Raw genomic sequence first — 25,782 nt, 5'->3', positions numbered from 1 at the left:
CCGAAGCTTTAAACGCTAATCCTAACGCTGACACCGCTATTCGTGACGCGGTGGCTCAGAGTCTGAAGATGGCTCGCGATCAGATTTCCAACTTTAGCGATCAGCCCCGGGTCGGGGCGATCGAGCCGAGCAAGACGTGGACAGCAGAGGCGGCAAATGCTGTAGACCAGCACGCGTGGGATTTGTGCAAGGCGTACGGGAGCTGATCCGTGGCGTCTGTAGCAGGGGGAGCGGGCGAAGGAGCTTCTGCGGCAGCGCGGGCAGGTACTTATATTGCCCACCAGCTCTACACCAGCGGTGTCAGCGCCATGGCGGAAGCCGGGGCGGTGGCGAAAGAGGCCGGCTCAGAGCTGGGGAGCGGTGAATTCGGACAGGCGTTGAAGCGGGCGTGGCGACCCTCTGAGCACCTGCGTGAATCGTTCGAGAGTATTCAACAGTTCCACCAAGACGTCGCTCAAGCCCTGGGCGAGGCTGTCGATACGTCGTACGACCACTATCGGCCGCGCTTCGCCGCGGCTTTGACCGGTGAAGCGGGCGATGCGCTGCTGGCCTCTCACGACGCGACCGTCCAGACCTGGAGTAACCACCAGGACAAGCACACTGCGGCGGCCACCGCAGCCGCACAAGCGCTCGGCCATATCAAGGGATTACAGGGGCGAATCGACAACCTCGCCGAAGCCGGGGAAGAAGAGTTCAACGAAGCGGTCCGCAACCGCGATCCTGTTGCCGCAATGGATGTTTGGACGCGCTACAACGGACTCGCTGAAACCTCCACATCAGAAGCCACCGGTAAAGCGACAAGCGCCATCCATGCGGCGAATTTCACGATCCCACTAGACGTGCCCAGAACGCCAGAAACAAAAGACGGCGCCAAAGACGGCAAGGACGGCAAAGAACCCGAAGCTAAGCGGACGCCGAAAAATGGGGAGGCATCGCGCACCCCGGAGGACGGTGCTGATCCAGCGTCGGTGGGCAACCCCGCGGATGGAACGCCGCCGGAGGCTTCGAGAACGCCCAAAGACCCGACGGGCGCTCCGGGTGCCGAGCCACCGGCAGCAGCCTCGTCGCCTGCAGGGGATGCCACCCGGACCTATCGACCGGGCACCGAGGGCACGCCCCCGATGCTCGGCCAGTTGCCGCAGGCGATGAGCGGTGCGGCTGGTGGTGGCCAGAGTGGCGGGGGGGGGGGCGGCGGTTCGAGCGTGTCGGGGCTGGGTTCGGCTTTCAAGCCACCGTCGGGTATGGGGTCGTTGATGCCGACTTCCCCCGCGTCGTCGATGCCCTCGGCACCTTCTATGCCGGCTTCATCGGCTGCGGCGTCTCCGATGTCGAATGTGGGATCGAGTTTTCAGTCGGGGTTGGCGTCGGGCATGAGTGCTACCGGGGGTGGGAATGCCCTGTCGAACTTGGGTTCTCCGGTGTCTCAGCAGTCGGTGACGCAGCAGGGGCTGCCCACTCAGCAGGTCGGGGGTGCTCCGGCGTTCGGGAGTGGCCTGGCCGGCGTCCCGCTGTCGGGGCCAGGGGGCGATGCTGGCCTTGGGAGTTCATCGGGATCGTCGAGCGGTGGCGGTACGCAGATGATGCCGCCGCCCGCGATGGGCGGTGCGGCGCCGTTGGCTCCCTACAGTGCACCGGGAGCAGGTGCGGCTAGCGCTGCTGGTGCAGGTAGTGCGTCAACGGCACCGACGGCCGCCGGCCCGTCGTCCGGTTCGACCGGTGGCGGCCCCGCGCCGGGACCGCTAGTGGCCGGTGGTGCTGGGTCGAGTGTGTCCGCTCCTGGTGTGGCGGCGCTCGGGGAGGAAGTTAATCCAGACCTGTTATTGGCGCAGCGGGTGTTGGGTGGGCTGGTGCGGGGATGTGAGCGTTGGCCGGCGCCGATTGCGTGGGCGGTGAGCGTGGTCAAGACTCCGGTGGGTTCGCAGGTGTTGGTGGCCAGCAGCCTCGGGGGTGGCAGTTATCTACCGGCGACGGTGTTCCTGCCGGCCACTGCGCGGTTGGCGGTGGTTGATCCGGCGTTGCCGTTCGGCTGGGCGCACGGGTGGATGGGCTGTCAGAAGCCGTCGAAGATTCTGGTGGATCACTTCGAGCACTTGCAGAAACGAGTTGTCGGGGCGTCGATTTCGGCGATGGTGACCACGGAGTTGCGGCCGGATAGGCCTGCCGGGGTGGCGGACTTTGCCGGATTCCAGCATATCGATGCTCTGTATTTGGTTCCCGCGGCGCCATCTCTGGATGGCGCGCATCAGCACCGGCTTGCGGCTCTTGATCCCGTTCTCGCGCAACGCGTTTCGGCTATTGATGCCAAAGATGGCCATCTTTCGGCCTATGCGGCTGCCCAGTTGACGGCCGCGGTTATCCAGGCAGCGGCTCAACCGGATCCAACTGGCGAGCCATTGGCGACCGCCGATGAGGGCAATATTTTGGCCTCGGTGCAGCGCGGAACTGCCGATGAGGTGTCGTGGAAGTTGTATGACGAGTTGGCTTATCGACGTTACGGCAGTGATCTTCTGTCGCCGGATTCGCGCGCGCCACGGGATTGCGATGGTTCGGAGCTGTATCACCAGAGCGTCGTGTGGTACGGCCACTTCTACCATGTGGGTCGGGTGGTCGAGCTTGTCCAGTTATGGAGGGGCGGTTCCGTTCCGCCGCTGGCAGAAATCGCTTATTGCGGTGTGCAGGCCGGTTTCGGGTCGGTGGTGGCGGCGATGGTCAGCGCAATTGAGCAACAGATCCAGCAGTTTCCCCGGCGGACAGCATGAGTGAGAACCCAGCAGGTGGCTCTGATACGCCGTTGGTCCGGGCGGTTCGCTCGCCGCACTGGCCAAGTCGCGGCAGTCGCTGGGGCGACTTGGCCAGTGCAGCAACAGTTTGCGTGCTCACCACCTGTTAGAAGTGCTGGATGGCATTGAGCTCTCGCATGAGATGGGGTTGGCCGACCGGCGGCGAGGCGATCGACTGGCGGGAGAACCACATGGGAGCGTATCCAACGCTGGCGAATGGCAAGTGAGCGCGAGCGCTAGTCGGCACTATTGGACCGGAGTTCTCCTGAATCGTGGCTGGCCGCCGGCGCATTTTGAGACCGCGAGATAACGAGAGTGAGCCGCCATCCTGCATGATCACTGTTCACGATTGCTTATCTATGTGTAGACTGAGTGGTATTGGTTTATTTGGCGTCCGGAAGGGGCAGCGGTGGAAGACCTTGCTGAGGAGGATGAAGCGGCGGTCCGGGATGTTCGCGTGGTCGCCTCGGCGGTATCGGCGAAGCGCACTGTGGCCGTGGAGGTAGGTGACAACGGGTGTGTCGTGGGAGTGCGCCTGCTCTCGGATGCGGTCCGGCGCTGGGATTCCTACACCTTGGGTGACCGGGTAGTGGCCGTGGCCGACGTGGCACATGACCGGTACTTGTCCAATCAGCCCAATGGTGATGGCCACTATCCGGATCCCAAAGACGTAGCAGCCGCCGAACTCAAGCTGAATTTCTAGAAGGGACGCCACCACAATGTCTACTGACGACTGGAATCCGATCGGCACCGTGATCGGATCGGTGTTGGGCGGCGCCATCGCCGGACCCATCTTGGGTCCGCTGGCCCCGGTGATCGGCGGCATCATTGGCGGCAGCACGCCCACGCACGGCGACGCGCCCCACGCGCCCCCGCCTCATCCGCCGGCGCCCCATCGGGAAGAAACTCCGCTGCTCCCGCTGCCGCCCACTGCGCCGGGGCCACTGCCGCCACCGCCCCAGGGACCGGTCCCCGGATCGGGGGAAGCCGCAAACCATCTCAACGCCGATGCCAGCACGTTCGCCGATGTGATCACGCAGCTGCATGAATTGGACCAGAGCGCGGCGGCGACGATCGAGGCGATTCACGCCGCGGGAACAGCAGGTCAGCAGCAGCTCGACAACATCGCCAAGGACGTCAACGACAAGATCACCGAGCTCGGGCCGAGGCTCAATACGCCAGCAGGTCAGCAGGAGCTTCGGGACTTCTTGAGGGAAAAGCTGACTGCCGCCAAGAAGGTGCTCGATCAGCAGATCGCCGATGCGGAGGCCAAAGCTCGGCATACACGCGAGTTGACCAAGAAGTACGGCGGGATCGGTGGCGATGACAGCGGAAAGGTCGGTGCTGAGCCCGCCGGGAACAGCGGTCACGGCGGCAACCCTAGCGGCGGCGGCAGTCCTGAGGACCAGGGCACCGCGCCAGCTGCGGCAGCTCCACCTGCGGCGGGCGCCTCTCCGCTTGGTCAGGGCATGATGCCGGGGGCGGGCATGATGCCCGCCGGTATGGGGATGCCGCAGATACCGTCGATGCCGTCGTTCGGCGGGGGAATGCCGGGCATGGGCGCGGGCGATCCGCTCAGCGCATTGAGCGGCCTGGGCGGCGGGCGTGACGCAGGGTTCCGTGACGATCAGGACTCCGGTAACCAGCCTAAGCCCGACGCGTCGGGCTCTAAGTTTCGCGACGAGTCCGGTTCGGGCGGTGACCAGCCCAAGTCCGGCGCCGAGGGTGCACAGACCAGTCCTGCTGCGGATCACACCCCCACCGATCCGGCCGCTTCCGCGCCGCCCGCGACCACGCACGTCGCGTTGCCTGACGGTGGATCCGCCGAAGCACGTACGGTGCAGGGCGCTATCGCCGTTAAAGCCGCCCTGGGCGGTGCGCCGGTAGCTGATGCTTGGCACCAGGCTGGTGTGAACGTGCCCCCGCCGGGGACCCCGGTCGTCAATCCGATTCCACCCACCAAGCTGCAGGCCGGCGATGTGGGTGTGTGGCAGGACCATCTGGTGATGGCTCTGGGCAATGGCAAGGTGTTGGTCTCCGGGCAGGTTCAGCCGTTGACGAGCGTGGGGTCGAGCCCAGACTTCCTGGGCTGGATGGATCCCAGTGCTCAGGCCGTCAAGCCGGCTCAGCCCGCTCCGGCGGTCCCGCCGGTCCCGCCGCGCGGGCCGTCGTCATCTTAGGTCGTCAGCGAGGACCAGGGGTGATATCGGTGGCGGACAGGTCGGCGATGGCCTGGGATGATCGCGATGGCCGTCGGGATCGTTTGTTGCCCATCGCCTTTCGAGCGTGTGGTTGGCAGCGATGAGTGTTGATGGGTTCGTGCGTGCTGCCGGTGCCGCGATGGGTATGGCTCGGGAGAGTTTCGGCACCGGCGTTGGGTTGGCGTTGGCGCCACCTCCAAGCCCGGGCCCGGTGCCGGATCAAACCGGTGACGGCTCAGGTCAGGCAGCCGACGGATTCACCGATGAGTCCGCAGCGGTGGTCACAAGCGTTGAGGCACTTGCCGATCACGACGCAGCAGGCCATGGTGGCCTGCACGCGGCGCTGGCCTCGGCCGGCGCTTCCCGCGGGCGGATGGATGCGGTGATCGCCGCAGCAGTGGCTGATGTGCAGTCAAAAGGGTTGGCGGTCAACACTCCGGCCGGCCAGCAAGCCTTGGTCTCGGCGATCAAACGTCACCTCCAAGACACCAAGTCCACTCTCGATCAGGGCAGCAGTGAGGCCGCAACGCACGCCGCGGCCGCCGACGCGACCGCAGCGGGCTATCAGAGCATCGGTCACCCTCCGGGCGGGGCTGCACCGATGATGCCCCAAATGCCGATGATGCCGCAGATACCGATGAGCGGCGCCGGGATGGGCGGCGGGATGCCGATGAGCGCAATGCTGTCCCCACTGGCTGGTCTGACGAACCTTCTCGGTCAACAAGTCTCACCCAGTACCGGGTCGGTGGCGAGCTCCGAGGGTAGCGCTCCCAGCGGTGAAGGCGTGGAGAACCGCACTGAGGCCGGCGCAATCCCGATCGAGGAGGTGAACCTGGCCAAGCAGGGCTTCCCCGGCGGCCCAGACGCTTACCGCCAGTACCTTGCCAAAGCCCTCGACACAATGGGCATCACCGATCCCGTCGCGCGCGCCAACTGGACCCGGGGGTTGATGACGGGGCTGGCGCGGGAATCCGGGTACCACCCCGACGCGGTGAATTTGAGCGACCCCAACGCCCACGGCGCCCGGATGGTCGACGGCGCACCGGCAGGGTCCTCGCGTGGCGGGTTGCAAACGATTCCCGCGACGTTCGCCTCGAACCACCAGCCGGGCACCTCACGCAACATTTATGACCCGGTCGCCAACATCACCGCAGCGATGAACTATTTGATGCGCCGCTATCACGTACAGCGTGACGGATCGAACTTGTCGGAAGTGGGTCAGTTCAATCCTCACCATGCTCCGGGTGGTTACTGATGCTGGTACCAAAGCCGTCGATGGGGGGTTGGCAGCGATGAGTGTTGATGGGTTCGTGCGTGCTGCCGGTGCCGCGATGGGTATGGCTCGGGAGAGTTTCGGCACCGGCGTTGGGTTGGCGTTGGCGCCACCTCCAAGCCTGGGCCCGGTGCCGGATCAGACCGGTGACGGCTCAGGTCAGGCAGCTGAGGGGTTCACCGATGAGTCCGCGACGGTGGTCACAAGCGTTGAGGCACTTGCCGATCACGACGCAGCAGGCCATGGTGGCCTGCACGCGGCGCTGGCCTCGGCCGGCGCTTCCCGCGGGCGGATGGATGCGGTGATCGCCGCAGCAGTGGCTGATGTGCAGTCAAAAGGGTTGGCGGTCAACACTCCGGCCGGCCAGCAAGCCTTGGTCTCGGCGATCAAACGTCACCTCCAAGACACCAAGTCCACTCTCGATCAGGGCAGCAGTGAGGCCGCAACGCACGCCGCGGCCGCCGACGCGACCGCAGCGGGCTATCAGAGCATCGGTCACCCTCCGGGCGGGGCTGCACCGATGATGCCCCAAATGCCGATGATGCCGCAGATACCGATGAGCGCAATGCCGTTGGCTCCCTTGGGCATGCTCGGCAACCTGCTTGGCGGGGGCGGGTCGGGACGGGCTCAGCAGGCGGTCGGCGCGCAAGCGGGTGCCGGTACCAACGCTGATTTCGGAGGGAGCGGTGGCCCGCAGGGTGACCGCATCGTTAAAGCTGCGTTGACGCAGCTGGGCGTTCCATATGTCTGGGGTGGCACCAAACCGAACGTGGGTTTGGACTGTTCTGGTCTGGTGCAGTACGCGTACAAGCAGGCGGGGATCGCCATTCCGCGCACCACGTACGAGATGACCGGCTGGGGTGTGCGCGTGCGTCCAGAAGACGCCAGGCCTGGGGATATTTTGCTGTGCAACAAGCAAAACGGCGAGTACCAACATGTGCAGCTGGTGATGAACGATCACCAGACGATCGAGTCCCCGAGCCGGGGACAAAGCGTGCGGATCGGTAAGTGGCCCTCCGGGGGATTTGAGATCAGACGCGCGGCGTAGACAGAGTTCGAAGGGGACAGGGAGATGGCGCGACGTGGCGGTTTGAATTACGCTTCGCTGGAACAGGTTTCAGCGTGGCGTTTCCTTCGGCATCGCATTTCGGTGGGGATCGGCCGACGCAACGTGCGGCTGGTGCACGATCCGTCGAAGAACTCGGCGGCGTCTCTGCTGGTGGGGTTTGTGGCTTCGGTGGCCATCGTGGGGGTGTGCGCGATCGTGGCGTTCATCAAGCCGATCGGGCAGATCGGGAAGTCGGAGTTCGTGGAGGCGCGCGGCGGCGGCGGTATGTATGTCGAGGTGGGTGGAGTGATGCACCCGGTACTGAACAAGGCGTCAGCGCGGCTGATCACCGGTCAGCCCAGCGATCCGACGCTGGTGCCGATGAGTGAAATCCTCAAGGCACCGGTGGGGCCGATTCTCGGCATTCAAGGCGCGCCAGATGATCTGACGGTGCGCACCCCCGGGGACACCGGGTGGGCGTTGTGTGACCGGCTGGGTTCGCAAGGGTCTCAGGTGGTGCCGAAGGTGACGGTGATCGACGGTTTGGCCGATCTCGGCGACTGGGCGCACACGATCGATTCCCCGCAGGTGGCCCTGATGACGTACGCCGGCGCGACGTTCCTGGTGACTGATGGGCACCGCTCAGAAATCGACCTCGCCGATAAGCCGGTGACACTGGCGTTGGGGTTGCCGGTCGGGAACCTGCATCCGGTGGCGATGTCGCGGGCTTTGTACGAGGCGTTGACGCCGACGGCGCCCGTGCGTGTGCCGGCAATACCGACGCCGGGTGGACCGGTCAGCTACAGCACCGCCGACCTGCCGTTGGTGTCGGGCAGCGTGATGCGTGTCTCCGATGTGACAGGTGATCCGCAGTTCTTCGTCGCGCTACCGGCTGGGGTGCAGCGCGTTCCACAGACGGTGGCCACCATGATCATTAACGCCGCGGTGGTGCCAGGGGCGCAGGTCATTCAGGCCAAGTCAGCAGCCTTGACGGGGGCGCCCCAGGCGGTTGGGTTTGATATCTCGGTTTACCCGAGGGGCCTGGTGCAGTTGTTGGACAAGGCTGCCGAGCCGGTGACGTGTGTGACGTGGCGCAAGACTAACGGCGAGCCGCAGGCGCAGGTCAGCACTATTTCGGGGCGACGATTGCCGATCCCGGTGGGCGATGAGCGCCGCGTGGTGCCCTTTATTAGTGCCGGTGTCAACACCGCCAACCAGGTCTATGTCAGCCCGGGCTCGGCCAACTTTGTTCAGGTGACCGGTGTGCAGCCGGATTCGGTGCGTGGCGAGAGCTTGTGGTTCATCGGCAACAACGGTGTGCGCTTTGGTGTGCCGAGCACCGGCGGTGGCGGTGAGGACCAAAGCCGGCAGGCACTGGGATTGAAGGCTGACACACCCACCCCGGCGCCGTGGTCGGTGATCAAGTGGCTCCCGGCGGGGCCAGCTTTGTCCAAGTCTGCGGCGATGGCTCAGCATGACAGCTTGATGCCAGATCCGAATGTCGCTGCCTTGCAGGCACCAACGAAGGGACCGGGCCAGTGAGCCGTATCGGATTCATCCGCCAACAGGTTGGCAAACCAGATGTTCCAGAGTCCGCGGTGGAGCTTCCCGATCCGTGCGAGATCAGCAGGCCGGCGCCGAGTAAGCCGCCGATTTGGGTGTGGGTGCTGATCTTCGTCGCCGCGGCGGTGGCATTGATGGTGATGCTGTATCTCTCGGGTGCCCGGCAGCTCTCGGGCGGCTCCTTCTTCCTGTTCCCGGTGATGCTGATCTCCATGCTGGGGATTCTGCGAAACCGGATGGGGGGCACCGGGAAGAAGGCTCACGGCAGCGCCATCAACCAGGACCGCGCCGACCATTTGCGGACCCTCGACGAGCAGCGCGCCAAGATCCACGCCGCCGGCCGTGCGCAGGCGCGCGAGATTTGCTATCACCATCCCGATCCCACCAACGGCTCCCTTGCGACGCTGGTCGGCACCGGTCGCATGTGGGAGCGCACCCCCAGTGAGCGCAATTTCGGGCATGCCCGGCTCGGGTTAGGTGTGACCCGACTCAAGACGAAACTCCAACCGCCGACAAAGGTTCCGCCACCAGAGTTCCGAGAGACGGTGACCACAGTCGCGGTGCGGGATCTACTCATCGCGCAGAACGTGGTGCACGACGTGCCCCGGCCACTTCACCTCTTCGATCAGATGGGGTGGGCGTTTTTCGGCGAGCCTCAGATGCGCTCGACGGTCCAAGGACTGTTGCGGTCGTTGATCTGTCAGATCTGCGTGTTCCACGGCCCCGATGACGTCAAGATTGCCATCATCAGCGATGATGAGGCGTCGTGGGATTGGGCGAAGTGGTTGCCGCACAACGGCGATGACGAGTTGGTCGACGCCTGCGGACCGGTTCGGCTCATCTTCCCCGACGTGCCTTCCTTTATGGAGCGTTACGGCGATGCGTTGGCCCAACGCGGCCCCTTCCAGCCCCGACAGGAAGGCAGTCCGCTCCCCGACAGCTTCTTAGTCATGGTCGTCGATCTTCCCGAGGCGGACTGCTCACCAGTACTCGGCGCGCAAGGGCGACTGGGGGTTTCGGTCTTGGAAGCCACCGGCAACGAACACAGCGTGCTGGCCAACGGCGCCACCGCATTTTTTATGGCCACCGATGAGAACGGCACCATCAACTTACTCAAGGCCGCTGGTCAGGAGGTTTACTAATGGTTGCAGTCACCCGGGCGATGCCCATGGGTCTGCGGTTCGCCGCCGAACCCGACATCATGCCGATCTATGAGGCCGAGGCGCTGGCACGGGCGCTGGCGGCGTTCACCCCCACCGACGAGGCAGAATCACTGCTGGCGAGGACGGCGGAGGAGGCCCGCGCCGGACAGGACTTCACCGATGCGCTAGGTATTTACGATCTGCGCGTTTGGGATCCGCGGTTGAACTGGAACAACCTGTCACCGGCCAACCGGCTGCGGGTACCCATCGGCAAGGCCCTCGATGGCCGCCTGGTCTACTTGGACGTCAAGGAAGGCGCCGAGGACGGCTTCGGGCCGCACGGGTCAATGGTCGGACAGACCGGCTCGGGTAAATCCGAGCACCTGATCTCCACCGTGCTTGCCCTATGCGCGACGCACTCCCCGCAGCAACTGCGTATCCTTCTGGGAGACTTCAAAGGAGAGTCGGCGTTCGGACCCCTGGAGGATTTGCCGCACTGCGACGGCATCATCTCGAACTTGTCGAAATCACAGCACAAGCTCGACCGTTTCAAGCTGGTGCTGCGCGGTGAGTTGAAGCGCCGCCAAGAGCTGCTCAACCGCACCGGGTTCACCAGCGTGCGGCTCTATGAGAAGGCCCGGGCATCAGGGCGCACTGATCTCGAACCGCTTCCCGCCCTGCTGCTGGTCCTCGACGAGTTTTCCCAGATGCTGGACTTGGTGCCGGAAATGGCCAAGGTGATGGACGAGGTCGCCCGCTTAGGTCGGTCGCTGTGGATTCACATCCTCAACGCCAGCCAGCGCATGGAGGTGGGCAAGATGGCCGGCATGATCGCCCAACAGACGTTCGCGATCGGCCTGAAAGTCAAGGATGCCGGGGAATCCCGTGCGGCGATCGGCTCCACTCGAGCGTGGGAGGAATTGAAGAACGCCCCGCAGGGGTCAGCGTTCCTCGTCGTCGATGGCGAGCACACCCGCTACCGCAGCTTCTATGCCAGCGGCCAATTCATCGCACCGAAGATGAACGCCACAGAACGCGATCGCAGCGAAGGCCACTATCTTCCGGTCACTAAGTTCAGCACCGCACCGGTCCCGCTACCCGACATCGTGGTCGGTGAGAGCGACGTGGAGCTCGAGGACGCGCTAGCCAGCTCTCCCGAAGCCGATGCCCCCACCGTGGCCGAACTGATGGTCGATCGGCTGCGCGAGGCGGCCCGGACGATTCCGCGCGGCCACCGCATGTGGCGGCCCGCGCTCGATGACACCACCACGTTGACCCTCGATGTGATCTTGGGGGAGTGCTGGAATCGTCCCTGGGACGAGTTCACCGAAGACTCAGGCCTGGTTGCCGCCTATGGGCGAGAAGACGATCCCTTCGAGCACTCCCAAGACGTGGTGGCGCTCTCGCTCGTTGACAGCAGCGCAGGTGTGGCCGGCGCCCCGCAGGCCGGTAAGACAACCGCGCTGCGCACCCTGATGATGTCCTTGGCGATGACGAACTCTCCGCAGCGGGTGCAGTTCTACGGCATCGACTTTGGTGGCCTCAAACTGCAAAGTGTGGCCGGGCTGCCGCATGTATGCGGCATCGCGGGCACCGGCGACGAAGAGAAGGTCCAGCGGGTGGTCGCCGAGGTCGAGCGGATCCTGCGCAACCGCAAACGCGACTGGACGCGGTGGGTGGACCCGGGCTCCTCCACCGGGCAGCCAACGGGACTGGACCTGTCGCGCTTCCGGGCGAACAAGTTCGGTCCGAACCGACGACCGGTGCCCGAAGATGGCCACGGTGACGTGTTTCTGGTCGTGGACAACATCACCGCGATCAGGAACGAACTGCCGCTGATCCACGACCGGATCACCGCATTAGCCGACGGTGCCCTGAACTTCGGCGTGCACGTCATCATCAGCAACGACGCCTGGCTGGGCATGAAGGCCGAACCAAAGTTGAGTTCCAAAGTGGAACTGCGCCTGGCCAACTCCAACGACTCGCTGATGGACCGCCCCACAGCTAAGAACGTCCCCGAAGACCAAAAGGGGCGAGGGGTGGTCAAGCCCGGTAAGCACATGCTGGTCGCCGTGCCCTTCGTGGCCCAGGTAGCGCACGTCGGTGGTGAGGTGGCGGCCACCGAGGCAACGGCGGCCTTGGTGGCCGACAAATGGGCCCAACGGGGCTTCGGTCGAGCACCGCAGCTGCAGCAACTGCCCGGCGAAGTCGCCTTCACCGACCTGGAACCACTGCCCGACACGGCGCCACGGCACGCGCTGCCGATCGGCATCGGGGAGCGCGACATGTCTACAGCCTGGCTGGATCTCAACCTCTATCCGCACGCGTTCTGCACCGGCACCACCAAAGCCGGGCGCACCGTGTTCCTGCGCACGGTGTGCGCAGCGATCATGCAGACCTACCGCCCAGACGAGGTCCAGGTGATGATGTTCGATCCCGATTTCTCGATCGGCGACGCCCTGGCTGACGAGTACCGCACGGTATGGGAGACCGATCACGCCAAAATCGGTGAAGCCGCCGCCCAAATCGCGGCCTTGTTGGAGCGGCGTCGACCCCCGGCGAACCTGGATCCACGTCAGCTTCGAGACTGGAAGCCCGTGCGCCCCAAGTGGTTCATCCTCATCGACGACCTGACGATGCTGAGCCCCAATGGACCCTCGACCACGGTATTGCACCCGCTGCTCCCGGCAGTGGAGTCGGCTCGCAACCTGGATCTGCACGTCATCGCCTCGGTGACCAGCGAAGGCTGGTACTCCCGCGGCGGGTCGAACAAGCTGATTCAGGCGATGCAGCGAGGCGGTACCGCGGTGCTGGTGCTCGACGGCGACAAGAAGGAATTCATCATCGACCAGGTCCGCCCCGCCGCCCGGATACCCGGTCGCGGTGAGCTCTACCTCCGCAAGGCCGGCGGCCAGCTGATCCAGGTCGCCCTACCTCCTGCGCTGGACTAAATGGTGCCAGGACATTTGGGTCAGCGGACGCTGGTGTGGCGTCAGTTATCTGCGTACGCAGATACGAGAACGCAGCCATACCAGTACGCTTCTCCGTCGCCAAAGCCTCACGGCTCTCCGGGCTTGTCCAGCTCTGCTCCAACGCATCGGCGCTAGCTCTACTCGCCAACGCCGTAGACCGCGCCATCCGATCCCACGCGGTGCAGGCGGCCGCCTTCGCGGCCTCGGTTTCACTGCTGGTGTAGGTGGCCGGTGGCGGTGCAACCACGTTGACCGTGTGACGCGCAGGCTCGATTGGATGGGCCAGAGCCAGGCCACTGGTCACTGCCGCGGCAGCGGCGATCACCAGCGCTGCTGACGCGACGGCCAGCCCAGTGCGAGGAGACCGCCGGTACCCCATGGTCATGCAAACGACCGTATCGCGAGCGAGTGACACCGGGCCACCGCCGCGGGCGCATTCGAAATGGCGACTTTCCGCAGGTCTGTTGCCTATAGATAACACTCGGCAAATCACTGCAGGTCATGCGGGGTGTGTCTAAAATGGCGGTTTTTCGGACATTCATAACGTGCGAAGCGTCCCGCTAGCCAAGGACTTCCTGGGACCGTAAATCTTCGGCCTTAACTTAGCCCTGGACTTGAGGTGGCGATTCCAATTCCAAGACTGATCCGGGGGTCTGTAGTTGTGTAAGCGCTATGCGGAGTGCGCGCAGGGCGCGGACGTCGTCTTCGTTGTAGGCGATGAGTGTGTTCCAGGTGGTTGAGTCACCGACCCGGGCCGCGTTGATCCAGGCGTAGGTGTCGGCGCCAGTAGCACCGGCTGTGCGCCAGTGTGCGCCGGCGGCGGGAGCGAGTTGTTTGAGGCTGTATCCGGTGGGGCCGTAGAAGTTGGGCCGGATGGTGTCGGTGAGGACGTCGATGCCGCGGGCGAGGACGTCGTGAGCGGCTGGGCCGAGGATGCGGTGCAGGTGCCGGGGTTCGGTCGGGCCGTAGTGGAACCAGAAAGCGGTGGTGTGGTCGTGGGTAATGAGTTGGTCGGTGATCCAGTCGAGAAACTCGGCGGCCAAGGCGTATTCGTCGAAATCAGACGCCGGTGAGCTGAAGGCGTAGTACGCCGGTTCGCTGTTTGGTGTGCTCAGCAGTGCTCCCCACAGGTATACCTTGCCGTCGCTGTCGAATTCGCAGTCCACGTCGATTTCGATGGCAGCGGTCGTCGCCGGCAGGGTGTTGGTGGTTCGGATGAGCCGTGTCGTGGTGGGGGTTGGGAAGGCCAGGTCGACGGTGGGAACGGTGGCGGCGTCGATGACCCCGAGCAACGCGCCGACGAGGGTGTCGAGCCGTTGGCCGGAGGGGCTACTGACGAGGTGTTTGCGGATGTCACGGCGGATGGTGACGAAGTTGGTCGACCGGAAGGTCATGGCGCTGATCTCTTCGGCGAGTTCGCGTGCCAGTTGGGCGATTTCAGTGTGGATCGGATCGGCGGGGTCATAGGTGGGGATCGGCAGTTTCCAGACCGCTTTGTCGATGTGGCGTTCGTCCTTGCCGTAGGACATCAGGGGTCGGACCAGTTCGGTGAGGCTGGGGGTGTTGAGGATCCCGACGAGATAATGGCCCTCGCTGGCGGTGCTGACAGCGGCCCAATAGATGGCGTGTTCGATGAGGGCGGCGGGGTCGGTCACCAGGGCTGCTGAGACATGCATACCGGAGGCGGCGTAAGCCACGCGGATCGGCGGGACGGGCAGTTGTTGGGTGAGCTTGCGCATGTGGTCGATCTGCTCGGCAAGGGTCATCTTGGACTCCCCGTGGGTGGTCCAAAGGGTTTCCGCGGCGCGGATCCAGGCCGCTAGGCCGGGGTAGGCGTCGATTTTGGAGTGCTCGCCGTCAAGGACATCGCCGGTGCGGGTAAGCGGGACGACGAACTGTTCAGGGGTGCGCATGTGGAACGGCACAATCTGTTCACCGAGAAGGGTGGGCCATACGAACTCCGACTCCACGATGCCGGTCAGGGCAGGCAGGCCCTTCCAGGGCTGCTTTTCGGAGGCGGAGCGTTTGGATTGCACCGCGAGTCGACCGGTAGGGACGCCGAGCCCTGTGGTCGGGGCATCTTCAACGCGGAACATCAGTCGCGGAACGAGGTTGGCGCCTTGACTGAATCTGGCGGCGTACGGGGAGCGTTCATCGTCTTCGGAACCTACGCTGAGTTCACCGAGGTGTTGGCGGAGTTGGGTTGCAGTCTCGACGTGGGCATGGCGGTGCGGTGCACGACCGGTCCAGAGCAACGCCGTGGTCGGCATTGGTGCGGCGGTGACGGAGCGGGTTCCGAAGACGACCGCGGAGCTTCGAGGAAACAGGTGGGGTCGGATGCGGCGCAGATCCCAGCTGGGAGTGAAAGCGACGTGGGCGCCGTCGAACTGGCCGCGTCGGAATCCGGCCCAGTATTCGCGGTCGACCACGGAGTTGGGTACGACGAATGCGAAGCTGCCGCCGGTCTTGAGGTAGCGCTCGACGGCGCGGGCGATGAATAGGCCGGCAAGGTCTTGGTGGGTGGCGGTGGTTTCGTTGTGCCAGAAGCCTCGGTCGGTGGCTAGGGATTTGAAGCGTTGTTGCATGGCCGTGGTCATGTACCGGTAGGACAACCACGGCGGGTTACCAACGAGGACGTCGACCCGGTTCTCGTCACGTCCCAGCCAGGCGGGCCGGGCAGCGTTGCGGATGTAGTAGCTCCAGATGTGGTTGCGGCCAGCTTCGTGTAATTCCTTGAGCCGGACGAAGTTGGCGTTGAGGTCGGGCAGGTCGGCGGCGTCGAGCGCCAGGCGGCGGACCGTGCCCTCGCTGAGGCGGTTGGTCTTTTTACCTGCGGCCCGACCGGATTCGTCGACGAGTGCTTGCACCAGATCGTCGAAGCTGGCGCTGTTGGCCAGGAGGTGATCGGCAAAGCGCAGTTCCCCGGTTAGCAGCTGGTCCCCGGTGTCGGTGGGGATCACCAGGTAGTCCACGGTGAGCAGATCGTCGCGCTGATCCCAGCCCAATGAGTCACCGAGGTAGACCGGTACCGACAGGCTGCCTCGTTCGCGGGCGTTGAGACGGTCGCGTCCTAACGCCAGCAGATAGGTGACCCGCGCCAGCGCAACGGCGACCGGATGCAAGTCGATGCCGATCACTTGCGAGGACACCTGTGCCATCGCGTCGGCAAGGCTGACCCCGGACGCGTCGGCGGCGGCCAGGAAACGGCGCACCGCGTAGAACAGGAATGTCCCCGATCCGCAGCTGGGATCGAGGACCCGCTGATTAAGTGGATCGGTAACCGTTTGGGAGACAATGCGATTGGCGAGCCAGTCCGGGGTGTAGTACTCGCCGAGTGCCTTGCGGGTTTGCGCCGATATCACCGACTCGTAGAGCACCTTGAGTACGTCGTGCTCGACGGCCGACCAGTCGAAGCGGGACAGTCGACGAGCCAGCGAGGCGACGTAACCCTCCCCGCCGGGCACTTCGAGCACCCAGTCGAAGAAGTCCCGGTCGACAACTCCGTGCAGACCGGCAACGGCGAACTGATCGCCTGACAGCAGCGTCGCCGGTGCAAGGTCCTCAGCCTGCAATCCCAGGACGAGGTGGGCGATGATTTCGGCGGAGTTGACCAGCAGGGTGTGTTCGAGGAACAACTCATCACTGTCGGTGAACTGCGTGCCCAAGGCGCCGCGCAGTAGCTTGACCCACAGTTCGCGCTTCAACCGCACCGTCGGCAGATCCTTGCCGACGGCGTAGATCGCGGCCAGCGTTGAGTAGTCCAAAGCATGCGAGGAACTCGTTGCGCCGAGACGTTCGGCAATCTCGATCGGGGTCGGAAGTATCGCCCTGCGGGTGGCCAGGACCCCTTCGAGCCAGCGCAGCAGTTCCTCGGCGCCGGCGTCACCCGAGGCGGTGGAAATCTGGGTGGCTTGACGCAGTTCACCGTCCACTTCGTGGTAGGCCAGCCACTGTCGGCCGTCGGTGAGGATGCCGACGTAGCGTTGACCCATTTCCGATGATCGAGTCGTCACGTAGCCTGCTAATTGCTGGCGCGCCGCGGCGAGTGCCGCCGGCGCCGCCAGTGAACGCTTTACCTCGATGACGGTGCAGCCCACCTCGACGTCGATGCGGCGGCCGTGACCAGCTGGGGTCTCCAAATCGACATCTAGGTCCTGCTCGGCCAGGCCCAGTTCGGGATCTAGGAGCATCATTCGGACGTCGGACTGAATGGTGGCCTCACTGCGGACCGCGTCGTTCTTGTTGATCAGGCGCTCCATCAGGGCACCGCGTGCCCCCCCACCTGCCGTCGCCATGATTGGCAACGCTACAAGGGCGCTGGTCAGACCCGTATGCAACCCGCGGAGCGGGCAGCACGGAAACGACAGGTCCTGCGTGGATCAGCCGGTGGCGTTGTTCTGACGCCACTGACGCACCGCGACGATCACCTCTGAGCGGGTAATGCGCCGATCGCGGAACCGGGCGTAGAGCGTGTCCATCCGTAGATCGATGCGCCCGCCGTACCCCAGCCGCAGACCTGCCTCTTCGGGGGTGATGTCCGCGCTGGAAAGCTCCGCTGCCAGGTGAGGTCGCTGCCCACCGCTGAGCCGAATCCACTGGATGACGATGGGGTCCTCATCGTCGAGACCGGTGAGGCACGCCTTGGCCCACTGCATGTGCCATTGCTCGGCCTTCTTCAGCTCCCACCTGAAGGGCTCGCCACTGGACTGACCGAGATGTCCGGAGCGCTGCGCGATGATCTCGTCGAGCAGCGCCTGCAGCACCGGCGAGCGCCAGCGGTTGGCCTTCGACGTCGCCGACTTTTGATGGCGTGACGGTTCAGCCTTGACCCGCGCAAGGGCCTCGGCGAACGTCTCGTCGGGCTCGCTGGTGATGGCGGCCAAGTCGGCAGAGTCGCCGTAGAAGGCTGGTTCCAGGGATTTCTCGGGATCGGCCTCCGGGCTGGCGGCGGCGTAGTCGCGCCGTATGTCCCGCACAACCGGGGCCTCCAGAGTGCTCATCGCTGACTTCACCCATTCGCCGCGGCTGCGCAGTTCATCGACGAGCCGCCCGGGGGGCCACCCCAGCTCCTTGGCGAGTTCGTGGACACGCATCGCGTGCTTGGGCGGTGGGTCTAATCTCATGAATGTTCCTGACCTCAGACGCGGGGACACTTCGCTGGCCCGCACCGGTGCAACGGTGTGGGCCAGCACTAATTTTGACCTGGACATCCGACGGGACTTTGTTTCAGGCAACACTTAAATGGCCCTAGGCAACACTTAGAATCATCGGGTGTCGCGGGGACCCGGAGCGCTCCAACGGCATGTTCTGGGTGCGCTGTGGTCACGCGGAGAATCGGACTGCTACGACATCGGTGCGTTGTCCGACCTGTTCCCCAGCCACTACTTGGATCAGTGCACGGTGCTGCATGCGCGATGGCGTTGGTACACAATCGATCTCCTTGGCCTAGTCGCATTCGGGGAACCGCGTAGCCGTCGCGTGAGCGCGCACCGGGCGGTGCGCTCTCTGGCGCGGGCTCACCGGGTGCAAATCGTCGATCAATGCCCCTACGACGATCCCTTCCTCGCCCAGGTCGACTACTACGGCAACCAGTTCGGCGGCATAGACCTCGCAGAGGTCAACCAATACGTCGACCCACGGTGGCCTGGTAGGCAGGGCCGCCACCTGTGGTTCCGTCTACCACCTCCGATGACCGACTACGTTCCCGACGACGATCAGTTGATCCGGCTGGAGCTGCTGCAGGAAGGCTTCATCCCCGAGGCGTTCGACGAATTTATGGGCACCATCGACCGAAAAAGGGCCTGGGACTCAGACACCGGGCGATACCTGCAGTGGTTGCTATGCGGGAGCCCTACGGCCACTTGATCAGCTCGTCGACTGGCGACTAATTGTCGCGGCATCGAGGCGGCGATGCACCATCGACAGCGCCGTCACCAGTTCGAGGAGCTGGGTATTGGTGACCGCTCGTAGGACACGAGGATCGTGGGCCACTGGATTCCTGAACATGCCAGCGAGACCTTTGATGAGATTGGCGAAGCCCGTCTGTTCATCGCGATCGGTCTGTGAGGCCAGCCCGTTGATGGCAATGATCGGCACACCCGTCTTACCGAGGGATAAGGTCGCATCGATTAGCGGGGCACCGTCGCCGCTGAAACCGGACATCTGCCGGACTCGTTCGAACACGCTTTTCGTCGCCTCCAGGGAAGCGTGAAAGTTGTCCTTCTTGAGCAGCTCCACCGTGCAGTAGCGCAGCACCTCACTGTGGCTGTCTCGGCGTCGTAGCTCTGCCTGTAATGATGTTGCGTTGCGAGATGCCTCATCGAGGGTGGAGGACCGAGGCCCGCGATGAATCTTGCCGTCGTCTTCAACGCGGAGACCGACGAAGGTCAGAACCTGGTCGAGCTGGTCTTGACGCAGTGTGAATAGCTCGGGGCTGTTGACGTAGTTGGCGGGGTCCATGGCGTGCTGAATGAATGTGATGATCCGCTGTGGATGACCGTCTGTGTTCTGTCGGCGGACGAACGCCTCCTCCAGCCGCTTCCACTTCGTGAGGCCGACGCCGGGGTCTTTCATGTGAAGCCGGCCCAGTAGCTGGCCGATCTGGCTTCCGGTGAGGCCGTCCCGGGTGTCGGCAAGCACTTGGGCCACGCCGGCCAAGACGCCGAGCTTCCACGCGGGCTCAGGCATTCGGCTGCGCCGCTTGGTGATTGGCGAGATATCGGTAGGCAGTTGCCCGTCCGATCCCAAATGCGGCCGCAAGCTCGGTGACCGGTTCCCCCGTCGCCGCCAGGCGTCGCAGCTGTTGCTGACGTTCGGGGCTGAGCTTGGGTGGCTTAGTGGCCGGTAGCTGCCGTGAACGGCGGGACTGGCGGGATGCGGCTCGGCGCTCCCTGCCTAGTTCGAGTTCGAGTTCAGCGAGGGTCGCCATGATGGCTGCTACGGCGCGGCCCGCAGGGGTCGCGGTATCGACTCCTTCCCGCAGGGTGCGCAGCATGATTTGACGTTCGCCCAGATCGGCAATGGTGCGGGTGACTTCAGCGACCGAACGTCCAAGCCGGTCGATTGCCGCCACAACAACGGTGTCACCGGCTCGCGCGTAGTCGAGCAGTGCAGCAAGTCCTGGGCGATCCGTTCTGGCTGACCCCGAGAGCTTGTCGGTAAAGATCCGGCCCGACTCGACGCCGGCGGCCGCGAGCCCGCCCAGCTGTGCGTCGAGGTCCTGGCCGGTGGTGCTGACTCGGGCATAACCAAGGATCGCCGTCATGCCATGACTGTCTCACCGACCCCCGACAGTCCAGATCTGAGACACGCGGTGTGAGACAAGATATGAGACACCGTGACCTGGCGGTATATGAGTGTCACCGAAGGCCCGCGGCCCCGTCTCGTTTCTTGCGTCGCAAGACGAGGCTGCCGTTCAAAGCGGCACCGAGGCGATGTGCGACGGTACGCCCGCCGTTAAGCAGCCAGCGGCGCGTCTGCATCGCCGCCGTCCCTCGCCACGCGCTGACGCCTCAGCCTGGTGGCGGGTAGGGGTCCTTTTTGCCGACTGTGTCCGTGTTCCGAATCTGGTTGTTGTCCTTGCGGTGATCTCGAACCTCGCCGCCGCCGCTTCGTTCGGCAAAACCCCGCGCGGCGTCATGCGCTTCAGCCTGGGTGTCGTAGCGTCCCGCAGCTCTGTCTGCCCCCGCACGTTTGGCGCCCCAGTCACCCGAGTCTTTGTCGTACTGCACGTCGTAGTCAGCCATGCCGCTGCTCCTTATCGACCAATCGGTGTTCACAATTTACTCCCGCAGTACGACACCGACACTGAACTAGAAATCAGGGCGTCCGTCCGCCCACCACACCGGCAGAGGCCTTCGGACCTATTCACCAGCCTCGGTGATCTACCACCTATTAAGCAACAGGGTGTAAGCGGGATCTGCGACCTGGGCAAAAATGTCAGTCGGGTGTCCCAGAATCGTGTCCCAGACCGTGGGGAACGGGGACACCCTTAAAGACACAGATGGCTCCCGCCCGGGCCGCAAGCGGCCCGGTTGGGTCCGAATCCCCGTGCCACACTGACCCGAGAGGACCTGCCGTGACGCTGCTGGGATACGCGCGAGTCTCGACGTTGCACCAGTCCCCGGACATGCAGGTGCAGGCGCTCAGGGACGCTGGGGCCGAACGGATTTGGACCGAACGCATGTCTGGTGCTCGCGACGATCGCCCCGAGCTGGCCGCGCTGCTCGACTACGCCCGCCGCGGTGATGTGCTCATGGTGTGGCGGCTGGACCGCCTCGGCCGGTCGCTGCCGCACCTGCTCGCGGTCGCCAGCGACTTGCAGGACCGCGGCGTCGAGCTCCGCTCCCTCACCGAAGTCATCGACACCACGACCCCAGGTGGTCGGCTGATCTTCCACGTCTTCGGCGCCGTCGCCGAATTCGAACGCGCCATTGCCGCCGAGCGCACCGCCGCTGGAGTCGCAGCAGCCCGCGCCGCCGGCCGCCATCCTGGGCGGCCTGGACTTACGGCCGACACCATCGCCGCCGCCCAGGCCCTCGACCAGGCGGGCACCCCCCGCGCCCAGATCGCCCGCACCCTCGGCATCTCTCGGTCCAGCGTCTACCGCAGCCTCGTCACGCCCAGCGAAAATCATCTGCCTGGCAGTGGAACGGATCAGCGCGGCAGTGTCGTGGGATAGGTATGACCACCATGTCTGAGGACACCACCACCGACTCCAGCGACGACTACGACGACTCTCGCCGGGACGTTCTTCTGAGTTCGGTCGGGCCGTAGTGGAACCAGAAAGCGGTGGTGGATACGCCGCCAGGGTGGCCAACCCCCTGCCCAAGTGAGGATCTGGCCGGCCCAGATCGCTATCCGCGCATGTGGAACATGTCTGCGGGGATGGCGTTCTTCCAGGCGGTCATCAGGCCCGATACCCCGGATCGGCCGGAATACGTCAGCGTCCCCATGCCGAGCAGCACCGTCACTGACCTCGAAACCCGTGGGGCCAGGATCTTCGCGGTGGCTCGGTGGAATGCGCTCTGGGCACCTGCGGTACAGGCATATTGTGTGCTCCTGACCACTCAGCGCTGCATGATTCGTAAACAATACGACGTTTACGTGTTCCGTTATCTGCTTCTTTGCGGTTAGACTGTCGGGCGAGCAGTGCATTTCTATCTCTAGTGAGGAGTTTCCTATGGAGCCGTTCATCATGATCGAGCCCGAGGCAGTGACCGGGGCCTCGGGTGCTGCGGCCGCGCTGTCCGGTGAAGCCGCAGCACACGGCGGCCAGGCGGCAGCGTCGTCGGCCGTGGTGCCCCCGGGGCTGGAGGAGATCAGCGCGGCCAACGCCGCCAAGATTGTGGAATTGGCCACCCAGGCCTCCGTGGTCATCGAGGCCGGTGCGGCGTTACATGCCACGCATGGCGTGGCGGTGGGAACCTCGGCGGCCATCGTCGACCTGGCAGATGCGCTGAACTACGCCGCCATCGGCGAAATTCTTTAACGGACCGCTGGATGATCGGGGATTAAGGCCATACGATGGCGGGCGAATGGGGTGCAGACCCACCAGAGGTGAACAGCGCGGGCTTTTGGTTCGGGCCTGGCGCGTCCACTTTCGTGGCCGCCGCTGAGAATTTGGTCAGCGTGGCCGCCGGGCTGATCGCGAACCTGGGCGGTCAGGAAGCGATCAACGCTGCGCTGGCGATGTCGTGGCCGGACCCGACCGGGGAACTGGCAGTGCTGGCGAAGGTGCCATTGATGCTCTGGCAGGCCGCTGCGGCCGGTCAGATCGAAGCACAGGCCGCCGTCATTCACCAGGTGGCCCTGGCGTTCGAGTCCCTTAAGGCAGCCACCCCCACGCCGGGTGAAATCGGGGAGAACCAGGTCGAGCACGGCACGCTGCAGGCCCACAACTTCCTGGGCATGCTCACACCTGCGATTATGGCCAACCGCGCCAACTACGGTCGGATGTGGGTCACCTCGGCGTCGAACAAGTACGAGTACGCCGCGGCATCCATGCCGATGCAGGCCCTTCCACCCTTGCCTCCTCCCCCGCCGGCGACCGCCAGTGGAGGAGCCACCCCCTCCATGCCAGCACCGCAGGAGAAGTCCGCTGACCTGCTCAGTGCTGGCGGCGAGCAGGCGATGACCGCCTTCATGGGGCCCCTTGGCCAGGTCAGCAGCATGGCCGGGCAGCTGGGCCAGGGTGGACCGTTCGGCAGCCTTGCCCAGCTGCCGCAGCAGGGCATGCAACCGCTGATGTCGCTTCTCCAGGGCGGCATGGGTGGCGGCAATCCCTCTGATGCGCTGTCGGCGGCTACCGCTGCGGACTGGCTTACGGCCACCCCCGCAGCCGGTGGGCCGGTCGCGGCGAACCTGGTGGGTGCCGGTGGTGGGGGCGGCGGCGGAATCGGTGGCCTCGGGGCGCTTCGCGGGCCTGCCAGCTTTGGTTCAACCCCGGCAATCAACGCGGCGTCCTCCACACCTGAGTCCGCGTTGTCGCGAGTCAACGAAGCACGTTTGGCTTCCGGCGCTCAAGTCAGCGGCGCCGGCATGGGCAGCAGCGGAGCCATGATGGGTCCGATGGCGCACGCCGCCGGCGAGCAGAACAAAGAGGAACGCAAGAACACGCCACTTACCTCGCTGGCGGCACTGTACCGGGCGCCGACGACGGTTCCGGTGATTACCGGTAGTGGGGGGGCGGTCTTCCGACCGTGGGAGGGGGGCGGCGACCGAACCACGTGACCTCGACCTCCACGCCCGCTGCGGCGAACCCGCCGACCTGGGCTCAAACACAATTTCACTACATCCCTTATTTGAAAGGACGATTCAATGTCAGGACCCATTCACGGCGATATTGAGGCCATCGGCAGGGACGCCGGCAGCCTGCAGGAGATCTCCGATCAGCAGGCCTCGATCATGAACGCCCTCGGCGGCGCGATGGAGTCGCTCGCCCCGGCCATGAGAGGTGGCGCCGGAACGGCGATGCAGAACGTCGGCGAACAGCTGCAGCACCAGGGCCAGCAGTTCTCCACGGCCTTCGCCGATCACTCGCACAAGATGTACAACAACGCGACCATCCTGTCCACGGCTGACGAGCATCACACCTCGATGATCAACGGCATCAGCAGCCTCATCGTTTAAGCCACCCAGCCCAACACACGCATAGATCACCCGAAAGGACTTTGCAATGTCAGGAGTCATTCACTACGCGACCCCCCAGATCGCGGAAGTGGCCCAGCAGATCGCCCAGGCCGCCACTCAGACCGAGCAGAATCACCAGCACTCCCTGCAGACGGTGAACGCCAACGCAGAAAACTTCGGTGGCCGCGGCTCGGATGCCTTCCAGCAGGTCATCGCTTCGCTCAACCATAAGTACGCTCAGAGCAAGGAAACCATCGCTCGGGCCGGCCTCGTACTAACGCAGGCCAACGACGGCATGACCGACGCCGACGGTCAGTCGGCCCACCAGTACTGAGCTGCGCCGGCTAGAACCTCGCTAACCCTGCGGCCCGGCGAAGGGCTGGACACGCCATGGCGTGAGACCAGCCTAACGCCGGGCCGTAGTGGCGAGAAGAGATCTATCCACCATCCAAGCAGAGGGCTGCCCACTCGTGACCCGACCACCGTCGTTCATCAAGCGTCCGCCACCACCCGCGCCCGGCCCCCGGGCGATCACCGCGATCGACACCACTCGCGAGGGGGTGTGGCTGCTGCAGGCGCTCTGTGGCATCGAACAGTTGCCCGCAGCCATGCTGTTGCGGCCCTACGTCTCTGCCAGCGGCCGGCCCACCGGCCACCCCGGTATCGAGATTTTGCGTGGGGCAGGCGCCATCCTCGATGAGGACACCGTGCATCCGACAGTGGCCCGCTGGCTGGAAACGCTCGCTTGCCCCGATATCGCGCTCACTGTCGACGTGAAGCGCCCCGGGGTGGAGTTCATGCGGATGGTGATCGCCCGCCGTGGCAAGTCCCACGCCGCGATGTCGCGCAGCGGCCCCGAGGTCGCTGAGGACATCACCATCGAAGAGGTGGCCACTGTGCCCTCCCTGCGCGCACTGTATGACCGGATCATGGTGCTCTGCGACCGGGGACGAGGCCCGGTCGGACCGGCATCGCTGTCTCCGGTGACGGTGCGCACTGCCGACCTGGTGGATAGCTTCGCCAAGATCGCGGTCGGTGACCACACCCCGGCCACCGCGCTGGCCGCGTTGAACCTCAACGCCGATCAGCGCCGCATTTTGACATTGGCCGCCGATCAGCCACTGATGGAGGTCAGCTTTGCCTTGACCATCCGAGACTCCCGAGGAGAGCACGTGGCCATGGCGTCGGCGGCGGTTACCGACACCGCCGAGGGGCGCATCGTCACAGGTCCCATCCTTGGTGAGGACCGCACGTGGTGGACGCAGATCGTTCCGGGCACCCCGGACGCGGGAGGAAGCGCCCTACGGGGGTTGGTGGCCACCGCGGCCACCACCTGGGAGGGACACTCCCAGTTCAAATAAAAACACAATTCGCGTGTTCCCGTACTGCATTGATTGCATCAATTGTGTTATTTTCAGGGTAGGGGTTTCGGGGGCGTCAGGTTAGCCCCCGACACGACGTTTGGGAGAACAAATGAGCGAGACCAACAGCGAGAACGACTTCTACAGTCAGTATGTTGGCGAGAGGTCGAGCCCGAGCCCGACCCCACCTGCATGGAGCGGCGACAGCGCCGAGGAGGATGCGGGGGCTACCGTCTCGCCGTTCGACCCGCTAGGCGGCCCACGCGACGGTGCGGCCAGCCCCTCCCGATCACCGGAACCCCCCCCATACGC

The 25,782-nt window shown here is 64.7% G+C and carries 21 protein-coding genes; 15 read left to right on the top strand and 6 right to left on the bottom strand.

Features of this window, described 5'->3' with window-relative positions; translation table 11 throughout:
- The first annotated feature begins 209 nt into the window (after positions 1 to 209).
- The 8 genes from AWC27_RS04450 (at position 210) to eccCb (ending at position 12,958) form a co-directional block, all read left to right on the top strand.
- Positions 210 to 2,759 carry a hypothetical protein gene (locus AWC27_RS04450; protein WP_139836761.1) on the top strand — a complete coding sequence of 850 codons (2,550 nt, stop codon included), beginning with the start codon at positions 210 to 212 and terminating at the stop codon, positions 2,757 to 2,759.
- A gap of 430 nt (positions 2,760 to 3,189) precedes the next feature.
- Positions 3,190 to 3,483: a hypothetical protein gene (locus AWC27_RS04445; protein ID WP_085669394.1), complete on the top strand. Its 294-nt coding sequence runs from the start codon at positions 3,190 to 3,192 to the stop codon at positions 3,481 to 3,483.
- Between the two features lie 16 nt (positions 3,484 to 3,499).
- On the top strand, positions 3,500 to 4,960 hold the full coding sequence (locus tag AWC27_RS04440; RefSeq protein ID WP_085669393.1) for a DUF4226 domain-containing protein: 1,461 nt from the start codon (positions 3,500 to 3,502) through the stop codon (positions 4,958 to 4,960).
- A 121-nt stretch (positions 4,961 to 5,081) separates the two neighbouring features.
- On the top strand, positions 5,082 to 6,236 hold the full coding sequence (locus tag AWC27_RS31830) for a transglycosylase SLT domain-containing protein (RefSeq protein WP_085669392.1): 1,155 nt from the start codon (positions 5,082 to 5,084) through the stop codon (positions 6,234 to 6,236).
- Complete coding sequence (locus AWC27_RS04430) at positions 6,226 to 7,302, top strand: C40 family peptidase (protein ID WP_169726712.1); 1,077 nt, start codon at positions 6,226 to 6,228, stop codon at positions 7,300 to 7,302. Before AWC27_RS31830 ends, AWC27_RS04430 begins: the two co-directional genes overlap by 11 nt.
- 24 nt (positions 7,303 to 7,326) lie before the next feature.
- A complete protein-coding gene (gene eccB / locus AWC27_RS04425) occupies positions 7,327 to 8,844 on the top strand; it encodes a type VII secretion protein EccB (protein WP_085669390.1) in 1,518 nt (505 codons plus the stop codon).
- The gene (locus tag AWC27_RS04420; protein WP_085669389.1) at positions 8,841 to 10,007 is read left to right on the top strand and encodes a cell division protein FtsK; all 1,167 of its coding nucleotides are present in this window, start codon (positions 8,841 to 8,843) and stop codon (positions 10,005 to 10,007) included. Before eccB ends, AWC27_RS04420 begins: the two co-directional genes overlap by 4 nt.
- Complete coding sequence (gene eccCb / locus AWC27_RS04415) at positions 10,007 to 12,958, top strand: type VII secretion protein EccCb (protein ID WP_085669388.1); 2,952 nt, start codon at positions 10,007 to 10,009, stop codon at positions 12,956 to 12,958. The genes AWC27_RS04420 and eccCb overlap by 1 nt, the downstream gene beginning before the upstream one ends.
- Before the next feature lie 623 nt (positions 12,959 to 13,581).
- Here the strand turns inward: eccCb and AWC27_RS04405 are convergent.
- Both AWC27_RS04405 and AWC27_RS33105 read right to left on the bottom strand, forming a co-directional pair.
- Positions 13,582 to 17,274, bottom strand: coding sequence for an N-6 DNA methylase (locus AWC27_RS04405; RefSeq protein ID WP_169726711.1), 3,693 nt, complete (start codon positions 17,272 to 17,274; stop codon positions 13,582 to 13,584).
- An 84-nt stretch (positions 17,275 to 17,358) separates the two neighbouring features.
- A complete protein-coding gene (locus tag AWC27_RS33105; protein WP_085669387.1) occupies positions 17,359 to 18,102 on the bottom strand; it encodes a translation initiation factor IF-2 N-terminal domain-containing protein in 744 nt (247 codons plus the stop codon).
- 148 nt (positions 18,103 to 18,250) lie between these two features.
- On the opposite strand from AWC27_RS33105, the gene AWC27_RS04395 reads away from it, so the two are divergent.
- Positions 18,251 to 18,844 carry a hypothetical protein gene (locus AWC27_RS04395; protein WP_085669386.1) on the top strand — a complete coding sequence of 198 codons (594 nt, stop codon included), beginning with the start codon at positions 18,251 to 18,253 and terminating at the stop codon, positions 18,842 to 18,844.
- Here the strand turns inward: AWC27_RS04395 and AWC27_RS04390 are convergent, their stop codons facing one another.
- From AWC27_RS04390 to AWC27_RS04380, 3 genes are all read right to left on the bottom strand, one after another.
- A complete protein-coding gene (locus AWC27_RS04390) occupies positions 18,845 to 19,666 on the bottom strand; it encodes a TIGR02391 family protein (RefSeq protein WP_085669385.1) in 822 nt (273 codons plus the stop codon).
- The gene (locus AWC27_RS04385) at positions 19,659 to 20,243 is read right to left on the bottom strand and encodes a recombinase family protein (protein ID WP_085669384.1); all 585 of its coding nucleotides are present in this window, start codon (positions 20,241 to 20,243) and stop codon (positions 19,659 to 19,661) included. Before AWC27_RS04385 ends, AWC27_RS04390 begins: the two co-directional genes overlap by 8 nt.
- Positions 20,244 to 20,490: 247 nt before the next feature.
- On the bottom strand, positions 20,491 to 20,724 hold the full coding sequence (locus AWC27_RS04380) for a DUF2188 domain-containing protein (protein WP_085669383.1): 234 nt from the start codon (positions 20,722 to 20,724) through the stop codon (positions 20,491 to 20,493).
- 332 nt (positions 20,725 to 21,056) lie between these two features.
- Here AWC27_RS04380 and AWC27_RS04375 point away from each other — a divergent pair, with 332 nt between their 5' ends.
- Positions 21,057 to 21,659 (top strand): recombinase family protein, encoded by a 603-nt coding sequence (locus tag AWC27_RS04375; RefSeq protein ID WP_342744498.1) that lies wholly within the window; start codon positions 21,057 to 21,059, stop codon positions 21,657 to 21,659.
- A 175-nt stretch (positions 21,660 to 21,834) separates the two neighbouring features.
- Here AWC27_RS04375 and AWC27_RS30800 read toward each other — a convergent pair whose 3' ends face one another.
- Complete coding sequence (locus AWC27_RS30800; RefSeq protein ID WP_169726710.1) at positions 21,835 to 22,047, bottom strand: hypothetical protein; 213 nt, start codon at positions 22,045 to 22,047, stop codon at positions 21,835 to 21,837.
- Between the two features lie 113 nt (positions 22,048 to 22,160).
- Between AWC27_RS30800 and AWC27_RS04365 the strand changes: the two genes are divergently transcribed.
- The 5 genes from AWC27_RS04365 to AWC27_RS04345 all read left to right on the top strand — a co-directional run bounded on the left by AWC27_RS04365 (position 22,161) and on the right by AWC27_RS04345 (position 25,470).
- Entirely contained in the window at positions 22,161 to 22,469 is a 309-nt protein-coding gene (locus AWC27_RS04365; protein ID WP_085669381.1) for a PE domain-containing protein, read from the top strand.
- Positions 22,470 to 22,504: 35 nt separating this feature from the next.
- On the top strand, positions 22,505 to 23,710 hold the full coding sequence (locus AWC27_RS04360) for a PPE domain-containing protein (RefSeq protein ID WP_085669380.1): 1,206 nt from the start codon (positions 22,505 to 22,507) through the stop codon (positions 23,708 to 23,710).
- 87 nt (positions 23,711 to 23,797) lie between these two features.
- Positions 23,798 to 24,109 carry a hypothetical protein gene (locus AWC27_RS04355; protein ID WP_085669379.1) on the top strand — a complete coding sequence of 104 codons (312 nt, stop codon included), beginning with the start codon at positions 23,798 to 23,800 and terminating at the stop codon, positions 24,107 to 24,109.
- A gap of 46 nt (positions 24,110 to 24,155) precedes the next feature.
- Entirely contained in the window at positions 24,156 to 24,443 is a 288-nt protein-coding gene (locus tag AWC27_RS04350) for a WXG100 family type VII secretion target (RefSeq protein WP_036395587.1), read from the top strand.
- Between the two features lie 136 nt (positions 24,444 to 24,579).
- The gene (locus AWC27_RS04345; RefSeq protein WP_169726709.1) at positions 24,580 to 25,470 is read left to right on the top strand and encodes an ESX secretion-associated protein EspG; all 891 of its coding nucleotides are present in this window, start codon (positions 24,580 to 24,582) and stop codon (positions 25,468 to 25,470) included.
- Positions 25,471 to 25,782 lie beyond the last annotated feature (312 nt).

This window comes from Mycobacterium szulgai (genome assembly GCF_002116635.1).
Taxonomy (GTDB): Bacteria; Actinomycetota; Actinomycetes; order Mycobacteriales; family Mycobacteriaceae; genus Mycobacterium; species Mycobacterium szulgai.
This window is presented reverse-complemented; position numbering and strand designations above follow the sequence as displayed.